The 16083-nt window shown below is 69.6% G+C and carries 8 protein-coding genes, 1 tRNA gene, 1 other RNA gene and 1 pseudogene; 3 read left to right on the top strand and 8 right to left on the bottom strand.

Going from position 1 to position 16083, the window contains the following annotated elements:
• Positions 1-7: 7 nt before the first annotated feature.
• The 4 genes from OH735_RS19510 to ffs all read right to left on the bottom strand — a co-directional run bounded on the left by OH735_RS19510 (position 8) and on the right by ffs (position 5937).
• Positions 8-1891 (bottom strand): hypothetical protein, encoded by a 1884-nt coding sequence (locus tag OH735_RS19510; RefSeq protein WP_406382801.1) that lies wholly within the window; start codon positions 1889-1891, stop codon positions 8-10.
• Positions 1892-2172: 281 nt separating this feature from the next.
• The gene (gene purD, locus OH735_RS19505) at positions 2173-3423 is read right to left on the bottom strand and encodes a phosphoribosylamine--glycine ligase (protein ID WP_406382800.1); all 1251 of its coding nucleotides are present in this window, start codon (positions 3421-3423) and stop codon (positions 2173-2175) included.
• A 133-nt stretch (positions 3424-3556) separates the two neighbouring features.
• Entirely contained in the window at positions 3557-5767 is a 2211-nt protein-coding gene (locus OH735_RS19500) for a DNA polymerase III subunit gamma and tau (protein ID WP_406382799.1), read from the bottom strand.
• 73 nt (positions 5768-5840) lie between these two features.
• Positions 5841-5937, bottom strand: an RNA gene (ffs, locus tag OH735_RS19495) — signal recognition particle sRNA small type.
• Between the two features lie 133 nt (positions 5938-6070).
• On the opposite strand from ffs, the gene OH735_RS19490 reads away from it, so the two are divergent.
• Positions 6071-6158, top strand: a tRNA-Ser gene (locus OH735_RS19490).
• A 90-nt stretch (positions 6159-6248) separates the two neighbouring features.
• On the opposite strand, the gene OH735_RS19485 is transcribed toward OH735_RS19490, so the two are convergent.
• The gene (locus OH735_RS19485; protein ID WP_406382798.1) at positions 6249-7511 is read right to left on the bottom strand and encodes a hypothetical protein; all 1263 of its coding nucleotides are present in this window, start codon (positions 7509-7511) and stop codon (positions 6249-6251) included.
• A gap of 307 nt (positions 7512-7818) precedes the next feature.
• Between OH735_RS19485 and OH735_RS19480 the strand changes: the two genes are divergently transcribed.
• Entirely contained in the window at positions 7819-11460 is a 3642-nt protein-coding gene (locus tag OH735_RS19480) for an AAA domain-containing protein (protein ID WP_406382797.1), read from the top strand.
• A gap of 14 nt (positions 11461-11474) precedes the next feature.
• Positions 11475-13112: a hypothetical protein gene (locus OH735_RS19475; RefSeq protein ID WP_406382796.1), complete on the top strand. Its 1638-nt coding sequence runs from the start codon at positions 11475-11477 to the stop codon at positions 13110-13112.
• Between the two features lie 162 nt (positions 13113-13274).
• Here the strand turns inward: OH735_RS19475 and OH735_RS19470 are convergent.
• From OH735_RS19470 to OH735_RS19460, 3 genes and pseudogenes are all read right to left on the bottom strand, one after another.
• A pseudogene (locus OH735_RS19470) lies at positions 13275-15040 on the bottom strand (tyrosine-type recombinase/integrase).
• Positions 15037-15333 carry a helix-turn-helix domain-containing protein gene (locus OH735_RS19465; protein WP_076967750.1) on the bottom strand — a complete coding sequence of 99 codons (297 nt, stop codon included), beginning with the start codon at positions 15331-15333 and terminating at the stop codon, positions 15037-15039. Before OH735_RS19465 ends, OH735_RS19470 begins: the two are co-directional and overlap by 4 nt.
• Before the next feature lie 170 nt (positions 15334-15503).
• On the bottom strand, positions 15504-15998 hold the full coding sequence (locus tag OH735_RS19460) for a helix-turn-helix domain-containing protein (RefSeq protein WP_406386645.1): 495 nt from the start codon (positions 15996-15998) through the stop codon (positions 15504-15506).
• Positions 15999-16083 lie beyond the last annotated feature (85 nt).

Here is a 16083-nt window from a genome sequence, read left to right as displayed (position 1 = left end):
CCGTGGTTCAGACGAGACGGACGGGTTTGTCGGTGCGTACGCCGACCGATGCGAGCCAGGAACGCAGTGGTCCCGCGTCGCCGTCCTCGACCAGGCTGAGGACCGAGATGCCCAGATCCGCCCGGCGCTCGCCGTCGACCAGCAGCGCGGGACCGTCGAGCCAGTCGAGTCCGGGTGCGGCGCCCGCCGTGTCGACAGCGGCGCAGCAGACCATCGCCGCGACGTGGTCGGCGAGCAGCTCCGTGCCCGTACGGGGCGGCTGGAGGGGGAAGATCGGGAGGGGGTCGGGGCCCCAGATGTCCGGGGCGTCGCCGCCCGCGTGAGCACCGCCAGGGACGCCCGCCAGGCCCGATGTGCCGCCGGCCGGGGGCCGTTGGGCCACGGCCTCCTCGCGGGCCATCGCGGCGCTGATTCCGGCCGCGAGCTCCTCGCCGCTCTCGCTCCGGCCTGCCAGATGCTCGACGACACGCGCCAGCGTGGGCACTCCGGGGTTGATGTCGGTGGTGCTGATGTCGGTGGCGGCGATTTCCGTGGCGCCGATGTCGGTGGTCCTGATGTCCGTGGTGCTGATGTCCGTGGGGAATGCGGGACGGTGGGAGTCGAGGCCGGGGCCGTGACAGGGGCCGGGGCCGTGGCTGTCGGCGGCCGGTGCGGGCGGCGTGCCCATCGAATCGAGGACTCGGTGCAGGCGTGCGGCCTCGGTGCGCCACTTCCGGTCGACCACCTCTTCCGGATACTGCTGCCAGTCGACGGGCGACCAGTCGAGACCGGACTCCGCCGGGCCGCCGTGGAAAAGCCGGGCGGCCAGCAGCGACGCCGCCTCGTCGGCCGCGCCCGGCTCCTCCAGGAGGTCACACGCGGGGCGTTCGCCGAGGCGCGAGGTGAATCCGTCGGCGAGCCGGTCGCGCCGGGAAAGCTCGGTGAGTGCGGATACGACGCCCGCGTCCAGCCGGGACGGCCAGCGGCCCATCTGCCAGGCGGGCAGCGCGACCCGGGTGAGCAGCCGGTCCCAGCCCGCGTAGGCGAGGCCGACCTGCTCCTGGGCGACGATCCGCAGGCCGTAATCCACAGCCTGTGCCCGAACCGACGCGGCGGCGGCGACGCCCCGTTCCATTTCAGCGGCATGGCCGCGACAACTGCGCAGCAGCAGCCGGGCGATCCAGCCGACGAAGACGCGCGGCACACCGCGCACCCCGGACAGCGGCCCGGGAACGGGCACGGCGGCGTCGGCAACCGCTCCGTCCAGCCCTCGTACGAAACGGCGCGCCGCGGCTATGTCGGGATGCGCGGAGGGGCCCGTGCCCGCGACGACCGGGGCGAGCACCGCCCGTAGCTCCGCGACCCGCATCCACCACAGGAACGGCGAACCGATGACCAGGACCGGAGCCGCCTGGACCCGGCGACGGGTCCGTCCCGCCGGACGTGCCCCTGGATCCGCCCCGCGATCCGCTCCGGGGCCGGCCGCGGGCTGCGCCGCGGGGTGCGTACGGTCCTCCAGCCAGCTGTCGCAGTCGGGCGTGAGGGCTATCGCCGAAGGAGCGGGGACCCCGAGCCGGTCGGCGAGGTCCCTGACCAGGCGGTAGAGATCGGGGGCGGCCTCCTCGGCGAGCGGAACGGTCGGGCTGATCGCCGGCCTCGCCCGTACGACCGCGAGCGCGACCGCCGCGGCGAGCAGGAGCACGACGACCGCGCAGGCCGTCACGGCCCAGCGCGCCGTGTCCCAGCCGCTGCCGACGGCAAGGCCCTGGGCGCCGGCGACGAACAGCACGACGGCGGCCGCCGCGGGCAGGATGGCCGCGGCCGTTGCTCTGCTGCGGATGCGCAGCAGAGCAAGAGCTCGGGCGCGCGCACTCTGCGCACCCAGCTCCTCACTTGTACCGGTACCGGACACGGCCGGACGTCACCCCCTCTGCCCCCGCGGCGGTGTTGTTCACTCCCCCACTGTGGCACCCGTCACTGACATCGCAATGCCAGTGGGCCAAGTGCCGGAATGCTTGCGCCGCACCCTAGTTGGGGCCTCGGCGGGCGTCATCCGGATGGCTCAGCCGTCACTCGATGGAATGGCTTTGGGCAAAGGTGCTGACGCGCCGCTGCCCTTGGGGCAGGGGCGCGTCAGCGGGCGCGTCAGCGGGCGTTTGGTGGTCGTCCGGTCTCAGGCTTCGGCGGCCGGTCTCAGGCCTCTGCGGCCTTCCGGGCAATGTCCGTACGGAACTGCGAGCCGTCGAGCCGGATCCGGGACACCGCTGTGTAGGCCCGCTCGCGGGCGGCGGCGAGGTCCTTGCCGGTCGCGGTCACGGACAGCACCCGGCCGCCCGCGCTGACGATCGTGTCGCCGTCCCGCCTGGTCCCGGCGTGCAGGACGTACGCATGCGGGGCATCCTGCGCCGCGACCTCGTCGAGCCCTTCGATCGGGTCGCCCGTCCGCGGCGTACCCGGGTAGTTGTGCGAGGCGACGACCACGGTGACGGCAGCCTCGTCGCGCCACGTGAGCGGGGGCAGCTCGTCGAGGGAACCGTTGGCGGAACCCAGCAGGACACCGGCCAGCGGGGTCTTCAGGCGGGCCAGGACCACCTGGGTCTCGGGGTCACCGAAACGGGCGTTGAACTCGATCACCCGGACGCCGCGCGACGTGATCGCGAGGCCCGCGTACAGCAGCCCGGAGAACGGGGTGCCGCGGCGGCGGAGCTCGTCGACGGTCGGCTGGAGCACCGACTCCATGACCTCGTCGACCAGCTTGGGATCGGCCCACGGAAGCGGGGAGTAGGCGCCCATGCCACCGGTGTTGGGGCCCTCGTCGTCGTCCAGGGCGCGCTTGAAGTCCTGCGCGGGCTGGAGCGGCAGCACGGTGGTGCCGTCCGTGATCGCGAAGAGGCTGACCTCGGGCCCGTCGAGGAACTCCTCGATGACCACGCGGTCGCAGGCCAGCGCGTGGGTGCGGGCCGCCCCGATGTCGTCGGTGACGACGACTCCCTTGCCGGCGGCGAGACCGTCGTCCTTGACGACGTACGGGGCGCCGAAGGCATCGAGGGCGGCGTCGATCTCGGCGGGGTTGGTACAGACGTAGCTGCGGGCGGTCGGGACGCCGGCCCCGGCCATCACGTCCTTGGCGAACGCCTTGGAGCCCTCCAGCTGGGCCGCCTCACCGGAGGGACCGAAGCAGGGGATGCCCACGGCGCGCACGGCGTCGGCGACCCCGGCGACGAGCGGCGCCTCCGGGCCGACGACCACCAGGTCGGCGCCCAGGTCGGTGGCGAGGCGCGCGACGGCGTCGCCGTCGAGTGCGTCGACCGGGTGCAGTTCGGCCACCTCCGCGATACCGGCGTTGCCGGGAGCGCAGTACAGAGCGGTGACGTCGGGGTCGAGGGAGAGAGAGCGGCACAGGGCGTGTTCGCGGGCGCCGCCGCCGATGACGAGGACCTTCACGGGATGCAGCCTAGCCGCCGGGGCGCGGCGGCCTTGACGTACGGCCGATCCGTGGACACTTCCGGGCACATCGGCCGGGCGACCCGGACAGCCAGGAACGCACCCCGCCATTCATTCAGTCGTTCATGCGCTGCTACTCGTTGGTGAACTCCTCCACGACCGTGGCGCCCAGCTCGCGGACGATGAGGTCGTGTCCGGAGAGCGCCGAGTCGACGAGGTCCGGATCGTCGGCCTCCGGGGTGTCGTCCTCGGGAGCGACGGAACGCGGGGGCTCGGGCGCGGAGTACGACTGCGGTGCGGGCTCGGCGGCGGGTGCGGCGCTCGGCTGCTGGTGCTGGTGCTGGTGCTGCGCGGGGGCGGGCCGGGGTTCGTAATTCTGCTGGGGCGCGGGGGCCGGACGCTGCGGCTGCGGAGGGGCGGCGGCGGAGGGGCGGCCACCACCGGTCTGCGGGGGTGTGCCCGCGCCGCCCGACGGGTCGACGATCGCCTCGATCTTCCACTGGGCGTTGAACCGCTCGGCGAGGGCCTGCTTCAACACGTCCTCACTGCCGCTGCTCGCGAAATTGTCGCGCGCGCCCGCGTTCAGGAAGCCGATCTGGAGGGTGGCGCCGTCGAAGCCGGTGACCTGGGCGTTCTGGCTGAGCAGGATCCAGGTGAACCGGCGGCGGTTCTTCACGGCCTCCAGGATGTCCGGCCACATGTTCCGTACCTGGCCGGCGCCCTGCGTCATTCCGGTTCCCGAAGGCGCGGTGGCGGGGCTCGGTGCCGCGGGCGGCGCCTGTACCGGAGCGGGGGCCTGCGCGGCCTGCGGGACCGGCGGCTGGCCGGGGGCGGAAGCGGTCGGCCAGCCACCGGGGCGGCGGCCGGAATCCGGCGCGGCGGCGGTGGGCCAGGCACCGGGACGCTGCCCGCCCGCGGAAGCCGCGGCCGGGGCCTCGGCGGGCGGCTGCGGAGCGGCGGGAGCGGCAGGTGCGGCAGGCTCCTGCACGGGTGCCGGGGGTGCCGGGGGCGCGACGGGTGCGGGCGGTGCCGTGGGGGCGGGCGCCTCCCCCCGTACCGCCGCTCGCGTGGCAGCGGGTCCGGCGCCGGGCTGCACGGCCGGGGCGACGGGGGCGGGGGCATGGGCCAGGATTTCCGGCCCCGGTACGTACCCCATGGCGGGCCCCGGTCCCGTGGTCGCGAAGGACGCGCCGCGCTCCAGCCGGTCGAGCCGGGCCTGCAGTGAGCGCTCGTCGTCGAAGGCCGCGGGCAGCAGCACCCGGGCGCAGATCAGCTCGACCTGGAGGCGCGGCGAGGTCGCCCCGCGCATCTCCGTCAGCCCCTCGTTGACCAGGTCGGCGGCGCGGCTCAGCTCGGCGGCACCGAAGACGGACGCCTGGGCCTGCATCCGCTCGACGACATCGGCGGGGGCGTCGATCAGGCCCTTCTCCCCGGCATCCGGTACGGCGGCGAGGATCACCAGGTCACGCAGCCGCTCCAGGAGGTCGGCGACGAAGCGGCGCGGGTCGTTGCCGCCCTCGATGACCCGGTCCACGACCTCGAACGCCGCGGCCCCGTCACCCGCCGCGAAGGCGTCCACGATGGAGTCGAGCAGCGAGCCGTCCGTATAACCGAGCAGCGAGGTCGCCATGGCGTATGTCACACCGTCGTCGCCCGCGCCGGCCAGCAGCTGGTCCATCACCGACATCGAGTCACGCACGGACCCGGCCCCGGCCCGCACGACGAGCGGCAGCACGCCGTCCTCGACGGGGCTCTTCTCATTGGCGCAGACCTCTGCGAGGTAGTCGCGCAGCGTGCCCGGCGGAACCAGGCGGAACGGGTAGTGGTGCGTACGCGACCGGATCGTCCCGATGACCTTCTCGGGCTCGGTGGTCGCGAAGATGAACTTGAGGTGCTCCGGCGGCTCCTCGACCACCTTCAGCAGGGCGTTGAACCCCGCCGAAGTGACCATGTGCGCCTCGTCGATGATGTAGATCTTGTAACGACTCGACGCGGGCCCGAAGAACGCCTTCTCCCGCAGATCACGGGCGTCGTCCACGCCACCGTGCGATGCGGCGTCGATCTCGATCACATCGATGGATCCCGGCCCGTTGCGCGCGAGGTCCCGGCAGGACTGGCACTCCCCGCACGGCGTGGGCGTCGGCCCCTGCTCGCAGTTCAGACAGCGGGCCAGGATGCGCGCGCTGGTCGTCTTGCCGCAGCCGCGCGGACCGCTGAACAGGTACGCGTGATTGACCCGGTTGTTCCGCAGGGCCTGCTGCAGCGGGTCAGTGACATGCTCCTGCCCGATGACCTCGGCGAACGACTCGGGGCGATAGCGGCGGTACAGCGCAAGGGACGACACACATACGAGGTTATCCGGGAGGACCGACAACCGGCCCCGGACCGGACGGAGCACCGCCCCGTACCCCAGGAAACACAAGGGCCCCCCACGCACCCGCCAGAGCCGACCTACCCTTGCTGCCTTCCGGCCCTGGGGGAGTTCAGTCAGATAGCGCCACGTGAGGGGCTGATGCCCACCTTAGCCGATCCCCACCCCTGCCGGTCCACTCCCCCACCCCCTCAGGAACCCCCCGGACGAGCCCGAGCGGATGCCCGACGGGAACGGGTTCGCGAGCACTCCTCAACGTCTTGTATTGTTTGCCGCGGAGGATTCGCCTAGTGGCCTAGGGCGCACGCTTGGAAAGCGTGTTGGGGGCAACCCCTCACGAGTTCGAATCTCGTATCCTCCGCCATTGCTCTCACCGGGCAATACGTCGAAGGGCCCCGCAGCTTGCTGCGGGGCCCTTCGACGTGTGTGGTTGCAGTTTTGGTTGCAGTTCCGGCTATCGCCCGTTGAGGACGGACCGGCACACGTTGCAGTACATGGCGGCGTTAAGCCCGTAGCGCCGCATCATCTGGCCGCAGCCAGCGCACAGCCCGAGCTCCCACGGCGGGTATCCCAGTGCGGCAGAGGCGGCGGCGCGTTCCACGGTGGTGATCTGCAACGGGTCGCGGGAGCGCTGGACCGGCATGCGGGGAAGCGTGAAGCCACCGGTCGGCTGGTCGAGGTCACGGATGGGCCGGCCGTCGCTGACGAACCAGCCCTCCTCCCCTGCTCGGCAGGCGCGGTCGATTTCCTGCTCGGCGAAGCTGATCACATCGTCCTCCTCTTCGGCCGGGGCCGCGGGCAGAGGCGTCTTCTCGCCGATGAGCTCCTGCCACAGCGCGCAGTCGTCGGCCGAGACCCACATATGCCGACCGGCACGGCCGCTTCCTCGGTTGGGCACATAGACCGGGACGCTCTCACCAGTGGCGCTCTGCAGGACTAAGTCCTCGATGAAGACCGGCTTCTTCTCCGGGAGGCACAGTGCGGGCACGAACCAGTCCGCGTGAATCGCGCCACAGTGGCCGGCACCCTCACTGATGAGGCAGTGGCGTTCGCTGCTTGGTACGCACTTCCAGACTTCGAGGTGCCGGTACCCACCGCGGATCACCATCTCCTTACCGTCGGCGATGTCCTTCCACGGCATGTCGTCGACCCGCGCCCACGGAGCGCGGTCGATCAGGGAGGCCGTCCGGTCCTTCGCTACCCAGAGGGGAGTGATGCCGTGCTCCACGGCGTTCACCGAGCGCCGGTGCACGCTGCTGGGACTGAGGTGGTGGTACTGGATCTCCCAGCCGATCCGCGTGCCGCCGGGTCCGACGACTACGGCGTCCGAAATGCTGCGCCGGTTGCCGATGGGAACCTCGGCCTCGGCGTCCAGGCCGTAACGTCCGGCGGCCTCGACGATCCGCTCCTTGGTGGCCTTGTGCTGTGCGCTCTCCGCCGGCGTCGCCTTGTGTGTGATCGGCAGGTGCGAGGCGACGAGCGGTCGCCGGCCACCCACGCGCCCTCGGCGAATGAACATCCAGGGCGATTTGCCGCCCGACTCCGACTGGCACTCCCGCTTGTCGTGGTGCGCCAGGCATTCGAGCAGCTGCGGCTCGCGCTCGGAGACGCGGGCGGTGATCTCCTGGAGCAGATCGGGACGGTCCGGGTGACCGAGGTCGGGCAGGGACAGATTGATCTCTATGCCATATCCGGTGTGCCACACCCCATTTGCCATCTCCCCACCATAGGGAGGACCACTGATACTCCAACAGGGCGCGCTTTAACGGAGGTTGGCAGCATTTGGCCTGCGCTGACGAATCGCCGGCAGGGAACCGAGCGGGCCGAAGGGACCACCGAACTCCCAGAAGTTGGCAAGCGCTTCGTGACAACCTCCCCCGATGCCATCCAAGTTGTGCGTGCCCATGTCCGAAACCAGCCTCAGTGGTCCCGTGAGCGTGAGTAGGATCACGCTTCATCTGCGCGGCCAGTAGGGCCGCACATAGTGTCTGCTCACCCGCTCCCCAGGCCGTGAAGGTGGATGGATGACGGCTCCCACAATCGGGACGTTGCTTCTGCAGAACAGGTACGAGATCACTGCGGGTCCGCACCCGGGTGATGGCGAATCCCAGGTCTGGGAGGCTTTCAGCGACGGCTACACGTACCTGCTCAAGACGTGGACGTACGAGGGCGAACAACCGGACAGGGTGCAGCGCGCCCTTTGGGACCACGAACTGCGCACCCTGTACAAGATCGCGAGCAGCCCCAGGGCTGACGACGCCCTGGTTGTGCTGAAGGACGCCGGCCTCGACCGGGAACACCACTGCTTCGTCATGGTCTTGGAGGCGCCAGGCTACGAGCGCGTCGCCACCGCGCTGCGACGCCGGGCACGTTATCCGTGGCTCTCGAATCGCGGGACAGCCGCACGCGAACAGTTGTGGAACGGCTTACGGCGCGTCGCCACAGGGCTGAACCTGCTACACGAGCGACAGGTCCTGCACCGGGGCGTGGACCTCGACTCTCTCTTTTTCGACGAGGACCTCGGTGCCGAGTCCCTACGACTCGGCGGCTTCGAGTGGTCCGTCAAACTGGGCCGTCCAGTGGGGACCCAGCCCCCTGTCGGCTGGCCGGTTCCACCCGAGCGCACCACGGGGGGCATGACTACCTGGCGTCAGGACGACGACTGGTTCGCCTTCGGCATCCTGTGCGCACGGCTGCTCCTCGACCTTGAACGCTTCACCACCAATCCTCCACCCGAGCGCCACGCACGGGTGCTCAAGTCGATCGACACCGCCAAGGCCGAGCTGACCGAAGCCGAACGCAAGCTGCTGCTGGACCTCGTCGCCGAAGACCCGCTGGAGCGCCTGACCGCGCCGTACGACATCATCGGCAGGATCCAGGACATCACGCGGGCCCTAGCGAACCCCCTGCGCACCCAGCAGGAAGACGCCCAGTACGTCCTGGCCCTCGATCTGCGGCGGCCGGAGTTCATCGATCACCTGATGGACAGCGGACTGCGCGCCCACCTGCGCCTCGACACAATGGGGACCTTCATCCCCGGGGACCCGATCCACCGGAAGGAGGCATGCGAGTTCGTCCGCCAGGACCTGCAGAAGCCCCTTCTGTACGCCGTTCCCAACAGGCCGTACTTCATCCTCGTCGGCGGTAGGCTCAGCCTGAGGATCACGCCGCACCGGGGGAAGGACGGCGCGTCCAGCTGGCAGGTCGCGGACTGCCGGTCCGCCCAGCCGCTGCTCTACAGCGAGGGCGACGACAGCTTCCGCGAACTCCCGCCCGGCCGCGTGTTCGCCTATGCCAGGGACGAGGTGGCCCGCGATCGTACGATCGCGCAGAACGCCACGTCGTGGGAGCTCGCGCTGCCGAAGATCGATCGCAGTGCCCAGGTCTCGCGCGAGCTCGGCCGATTCCACGAGTTCGTCCGAGTGAGCAATCAGATCGAGCTGCTCCTACTCGACTCGCAGATCTTCCCGTACGAAGTCGTCCGCGCCCCGTGGCAGGAGGACGGCGTGGAGCGAGCCGTGGTCAAGGAGCGCGCGCGCCCCGAAGGGCACGAGATCTTCGAGCCGTTCCGCGTGGACCTGATCGACTTCCTGCAGAAGGAGGTACGGGGCAGCGACCGCAAGGTGATCCTTTCGGGAGCCCGCGACGGCGCCCGCCTCAAGCTCCCGCCCCGCGACCCCCAGTCCGACGACGACGGCAACGTGTGGCAGGTCGACGACATGGACCAGGCGACCGAGTGCATCACGCTCAGCCGCCAGGGCCTGAGCAAGGGGCGGGTTAAGCTGGAGAGGGAGGGGTTCCTCCGCAGCGCTGGCATGCCCGGACAGATCAGTCTGTTCCGGCGCCGCAAGAAGGCCATCGACGCCCTCGACCAGCACGGATACCTCCTGCGTTCGCTGGCCACCCCGAGCCACGTCCGCATGGACACCGGTGCCTCCGAACTTCCCGTCGAACTCGACCACGAACGGGTCGACGAGCCCAAGCGGGCCAGCATCGAGGACATCCTGCGGGTTCGACCCATCTACACGCTGCAAGGGCCGCCCGGCACGGGCAAGACCACCCTCGTCGCATGGCTGCTGCGCGAGATCGTCACCGAGGATCCCGTCGTCCAGGTGCTGGTTACGGCCCAGGCCCACGGAGCTGTCGACGTGCTCAGGGCGAAGGTGGGCGAGGCGTTCCAGGACGTACCCGAAGACGACAGGCCGCTACAGATCCGGCTGCGGGGTCCACACAAGGCCGGAACCACCCTGCCGGAGGACGGCGTCGAGGGCGTGGCCAGGACGGTGCTCCAACGCAGCATCTCCCAGCTCGAAGCCGTGAGTTCGCCCAGCGAGGTGCAGCTGGCCTGGCTGGACGACGCGAAGGCCATGGTCAGCGAGATCAACATGATGCAGGAGCAGGGGGACCTCGGCCCCCGCTCGTCGGACTTCGTCGAGCTGGTCAAACGCGGCGCGAACCTCACGTACTGCACCACCAGCGCCAGCGACCTGGTCGCCCTCGCCGCTGGTCAGGCGTTCGACTGGTCGATCGTCGAGGAGGCGGGCAAGGCGCACGCGTTCGACCTCGCACTGCCACTGCAGGCAGGTCATCGCTGGCTGCTGATTGGTGACCACAAGCAGCTGGATCCCTACCGGTACGAGGACTACCACAAGGGGATCGACAAGCTGGACCCGGTGGCTCACATCCTCGGCCGCCTCAAGCCGCGGGCTTCCGGCATGCTCGACCAGGAATGGCTTGACTCGTGGGAGCGCCGCAGTCAGCCGGACCGGGACGAGTTCCGCGAGTACTCGAAGGAGTGGCTGAAGACCTTCCACCGTCTGTACGAGTACTGCGCCGTGGCCACGGGTGCGGACCCTCTCGTCACGGACATGGAGGCGAAGGGAGCGTCCGCAGGGCAGTTGATCGGCCAGCACCGCATGCACCCGGATATCGGCCAGCTGATCTCCGAGGCTTACTACCAGGGGCGGTTGATGAACCGCACCCTGGACAAGCAAGGCGAACCGGTCGAGCGGGTGCGTCACGGTTTCCACACCCCGAGCGGTCTTCGTGACCGTGCCGTGGTCTGGCTCGACGTGCCGTGGTGCCGCGACGATGCCACCACCCATGAGGTAGGTCCGAACAGCGGCCAGTCGAAGTACACCAATCCGTCGGAGGCGCGCGCGCTCGCCAACTTCCTGCGGACCCTCGGACCGGACGGCGGATGTCAGGGCAAGCTCGCGGTGCTGGCCCCGTACTCACGGCAGGTGAGCCTGCTCAGCAAGCAGTTGCGGGACACGTCCCTTCCCGCCGGACTGCAGGTCCAGCTGGGTCTCAAGGCGGAAGCGGACAACAGCAACCGGTTCCCCGCCCACACGGTCGACTCCTTCCAGGGCAACCAGGCGGACGTCGTCGCCATCAGCCTGGTCCGCAACAACGAGAAGGAGATCGGTCACGGCCTGGGATTCCTCGACGACCCGGGCCGGATGAACGTGCTCCTCTCGCGAGCGGAGCGCCTGCTGATCCTCGTCGGGTCCTGGGACTTCTTCCTCCATCAGGTGCAGGCAGTACGCCTCGAAGACGAGTCCCAACCCCTTTGGTCCTTCAAGAAGATCGTCACCCTGCTCGACGAATGGTTCCTGGATGGCAGGGCTCTACGTATCCCGGCTGACCTCAGGGAGCACTCGTGATTGTCCTCGTACCCGTGAGCATGTTCAGCATCAACTTCAGCGTGGCCCGGGGCCGCCCTTACAGCCGTCTGGAGCGGCGGGTTCTAGAGGAGATCGCCGCACAGGCAGGTGTCGCGCCCGACCAGGGCGCGACCCTGACCTCTCTGTGCGACACCTTCCGCGTCCACGAACGGCTGATGGTCGAAGCCGTGGTGACCTTGGTCGGTGCGGGATGGGTCGCCGTCACCAGCGGCAGGGAGGCCACTTTCGTCCTCACCGACGAAGGGCAGCAGGCGTGCTTGTCCGGCAAGGACCCGGCGTCGGTCGTCGTGGCCCCTGCCGCGCCCTGCACCGTGGTCCTCGATCGCACGGCGGGACAGCTGGCCAGGCGAGGTGAAGTGCTGACCGTCTCGAAGCAGGAGGCACGGCCGGACCTCAACCCGTCCACGCCCCTGCGCATCGTGCGCAACGCCCTGGACGAGTCCCAGATCCAGAAACTACTGCCCCGAAATAGCGGCGAGTGGGTGCGCAGCATCGGACGGCCCCGGCTCGTGACGGTCGACCGCTTCCTCCCCGTGCGCGTCGACCTCGTCGATCGGTTCATCGCGGGGCTCCCGCGGGGCTGGCACCAGGCTCTGTCTGCCGAGATCCTGGCGGTAGCACAGGCCAGGAAGGAGGAGTTGGAAAGTGCCCCGGAAGTGCAGCCGACGCCGCAGGCGGCCGTTAAGGTGGCACCTCCGGTACAGGCTCGGATGCCGGCCACCGGCGCCGGGCACCGGCCGACACCTTTGAGCATCCCCGGGCGGAAGCCTCCGGCCGCCGCGCTCGGTACCGCAGCGGCGCCACAAACAAGTGGCTCTTTCCCATGGCTTTACGATGCTGAGCCATTCGACAACAGCGACAACAGTCCTGCAGACCAGTCGACCGAAGCGGCCTTGTTCTCGTATGTATCCGGTGAGGAGGCCCACCAACTCATGCTCGCCGAGGCACTGGCCAATGCGGCGAGCCACGTCCTGATCGCCTCACCCACGGTGAATATGGAGAGCCTGTCAAAGCTCGGCGACGCCATCCAGGCTGCGGTGGCGCGCGGGGTGCGGGTGGACGTCCTCTATGGTGACGCGGAAGAGGGAACCAACCCACAGGACATCGTCGACCTGCTGCACCGGATCGGCTACCACGCCGCAGAACGGCTGGGTAGGGATCTCCTGAAGCCAGCGAAAGAACGGACGGGCAGCGGTGCGAGCCTCCTGATCTTCGACGGAAGGGACGGAGCGCTCGAAGCAGTCATCGGCAACTACGCCTGGGTTGGGTCACCCGGCTCGGCGCAGGCCCACTCCGCCCACATGGGCGGAACGGAGTTCATGGCTCAAGTGGCTCGGGCAGCTGCAGGTCTCTGGACCTGGAGCGGTGATCCGGATTCCGCCGACCGCTGGCGACACGTGGCGGACCGCTGCCAGGACGAAACCGCCGTTTCCGGAGCCCGAGGCGACCGTTTGAATGATCAAGTCCTCGCCGAACTGATCGTGGACGACGAGCATGCACGAGTCGCGCAGGGTTCCGACGACGGTGCCCTGCGGGTTGGCGGCGCTTGCCGACATGAGAGTGGGTTCGCTGCAGGCTTCCGCGGGATCTCGGCGGTGCTCCGCCGCCCGGATACCTTGGCCGCGCCGTAGGGGTGGTCTCCAACGTCGCTGTGCCATCACGGACGGTGGCTCTCCTCACGAGGGGCGGCGGCCCGCGAAGTCACGTGGCGCCCTGGGAACTGATCTCCCCTTACGGAGGGTGCCGGACGGAAATCCGGCACCCTCACGGGCCCTGCATTGAGTTCTCCTACATCACCACTCGTCGGTGTCGCCGTACTTCCTGGGTTCTGAGCGCGGTCCACAGCCTGTGCACACGCCTCGGCGAAGGCCGCCTCCACGGCAACCTTGTCCGTGCCTCGCACCTGGGCCTCGACCTCCTGGCCTGTGCCGGGACGCCGGGCTGTGCGCCAAGCCGAGGCGCGGTCGGTGTAGCGGTCGGTCTCGAAGTCCCAGGCCGGCACCGACCACTGCTCGGGGAGTCCGGTCGCGGCACGGTCACCGCCGGGGAGGAACAGAGCTCGGGCGTGGAAGACCACGGCCCGTTCCGGCACGCTGTCGCGGATGGCGCTCGCACCACCAGGGCCCTGGCGTTCCCAGCGCCAGCGATCCCACTCCTCGACCTCGGCTGGATGATCGGGCCAGTCCTCGCTCCAGCGTGCGACGACTTCGTCGGCGTGTTCGCGGCGGAGGAAGGGCACGCGCCGCTCGCCGAGGCGTGCGACGTGTACCACCAGCTCGGTGGGGACGGGGCTCTGGCCGACTACCGGCTCAACATCTCCCGCCGTCTCGTCCGTGCCCCACAGGAGGCCGCCGACCTTGGCGGCGGTGTCCTTGAGGACGCGGCTGGTCAGGTGCTGGTAGCGGCGGCGCATCCGGGCGGACTTGCCGGGCTCCCAGCCCATGATGGCGTCGACGACCGCGTCGGGGACGCCGAGGATGAGCAGGACGGTCGCCGCGGTGTGGCGGGCGTCGTGGAGGCGGGCGTCGCGGACGCCGGCGGCCCTCAATAGCTCCTTCCACTTGTGGTAGTCCGTGTTCGGGTTCAAAGGCTCGCCGGTGGGCGAGGTGAACACGTACCCCTTCTCCGTCCACAGGTCGCGGGCATGGGCTCGCTCCCGGGCCTGGCCCTCCTTGTGCTGGCGCAGGAGCTGGAGGAGCTCGTCGGGGGCACCGATGGGCCGCTGGCCGGCGCGGGACTTGGCGTTCTTCGTCTCACGGCGGGTGTTGATCTTCTTGGGGCAGAAGCCGGGCTTGCGTCCGCAGCGGTCTCCGCAGCCGTGCTTGTAGCGGGGCCGCAGCCGGCCGCGCCGTACGCGGATAACGCCGAGGTCGAAGTCGACGTCGTCCCACTGCATGCCGAGGACCTCACCCTGGCGCAGGCCGAGTGCGAGCGCGATGACCCAGCGGGCGGTGTTGCGGCGCTTGCCCGCTTCGGCGAGGAGGCGCTGAACCTCCTCGATCGTGTACGGCTCGACCTCCTCCTCTTCCAGGCGCGGGGCCTTGGCGATCGTCGCTGGGTTGACGGTGAGGTGGGCGCGGCGCACCGCTTCGTTGAGGGCGGTGCGTACGGTGCGGTGTACCTGATGGGCGGTTCCGGCCGCGCTGCCGGAATCCTGCATTTTCTTGTAGAAGCGCTCCAGGTGCTCGGGCTGGAGCTTCTCCAGGCGGTGGGCGCCGAGGCCGGGGATGAGGTGGTGCCTCACCGCGACGCGGTAGCCGTCGATGGTGTTCTCCGAGACATGCGCGGCGGCGATGTCCTCCACCCAGTGCGTCAGCCACGTCTCCAGCGTCCAGCTCTGGCCGACCTTGCGGACGGCGCCCTTGTCGCGCTGCCGTTCCATCTCCCGGACGACCTTGGTGACATCGGGGCGGGTCTTGCGGCTGACGTGGCGCCGATCAGGGGTGCCGTCGTCCTTGACCCCGACGGTGACGTAGCCGTGCCATCGACCGTCCTTGCCTTTGAAGATCGAGGAGCCGCCATTGGGCTGGCGGGACTTCGGTGCGGAGGCGCGAGTCACGCGGCGGCTCCGAAGTCGGTCGCCGACAGGCGGCAGGCCAGGAAGTCGTTCACCGCCTCCGCTGGGATGCGGCGCAAACTCCCGATCTTGACGGAGGCGATCTCGCCGGAGGAGACGTACTCGTAGAGCTTGGTGCGGCCGATGCCGATTCGACGGGCTGCCTCGGTGACGGTGAGAGCGACAAGGGTCGTGTCCCCCGTGGGGCGGCGCTCGGCCATCAGCGTGCGCAGGGCGTCTTCGGGGACATCCAGAAGCTGGGCTATCTGGGAAACGGGCAGGACGGGCTGCGGCATGGGAGTGCTCCTTGCGCCGGCCCGCGGCGTCGCGGGAGCGGCAACTCCCGTCGGCCTGGCCGGTGGCGTCGTTCAGGGATGGATGGGGCGGTGGATGATCGTCGGCGATGGCAGTCGCCGTACGTGGGGCTTTTCGGCGTTCGTAGCGCCGCAGAAAGGACAGTGGTCGGCTACTCGCCGACGGGTGGCTGGTTCTGATTTCTCAGGTGCGCCCGGGACGGGTGCAGATTTCTGCGCTGGGTCCGCTCTTCGAGCCGGAGCAGTTCGTCGACCTGCCCTCTCTGCTCAGGACCCTTGTCACCGTAGGCGTTGAGTTCGACGTCGATCTCGTGCAGGTGCATCTGGTTCCGGTCGATCGCCGCTCGCAGTTGGCGGTACTCCAGCGTCATCTGGACGTACTCGTGTACGAGCTGGCGGATGCGGGGGGTGGCCAGCTCGTCCGGCGGTCCGGTCAGGTCCTGCATGGTGAGGTCGAAAACCTTGCAGAAGCCGAGCGCCTCGTCGAGGTTCACCCTGCGACGGGGCTTACCACTCTCGATGCGCCAGATCGCGGACTGGTTGATCGGATGGCCGACAGCGGCCATCTCCTCGGCGAGCTTCACCGTGCTCCAACCGCGGACCTCACGTTCCAGCTTGACGCGTGCGGCGACGTGATCTTCCGGCACCGGTCGACCTGGGCCGGCGCGCTCCGCGCCTTCCTCACCGCTCACTCACGCCTCCCTTCACACGCCGACAGATCCAGTCGATCCA

Origin of the sequence: Streptomyces sp. NBC_01618 (assembly GCF_045209435.1) — a bacterium.
GTDB lineage: Bacteria > Actinomycetota > Actinomycetes > Streptomycetales > Streptomycetaceae > Streptomyces.
This window is presented reverse-complemented; position numbering and strand designations above follow the sequence as displayed.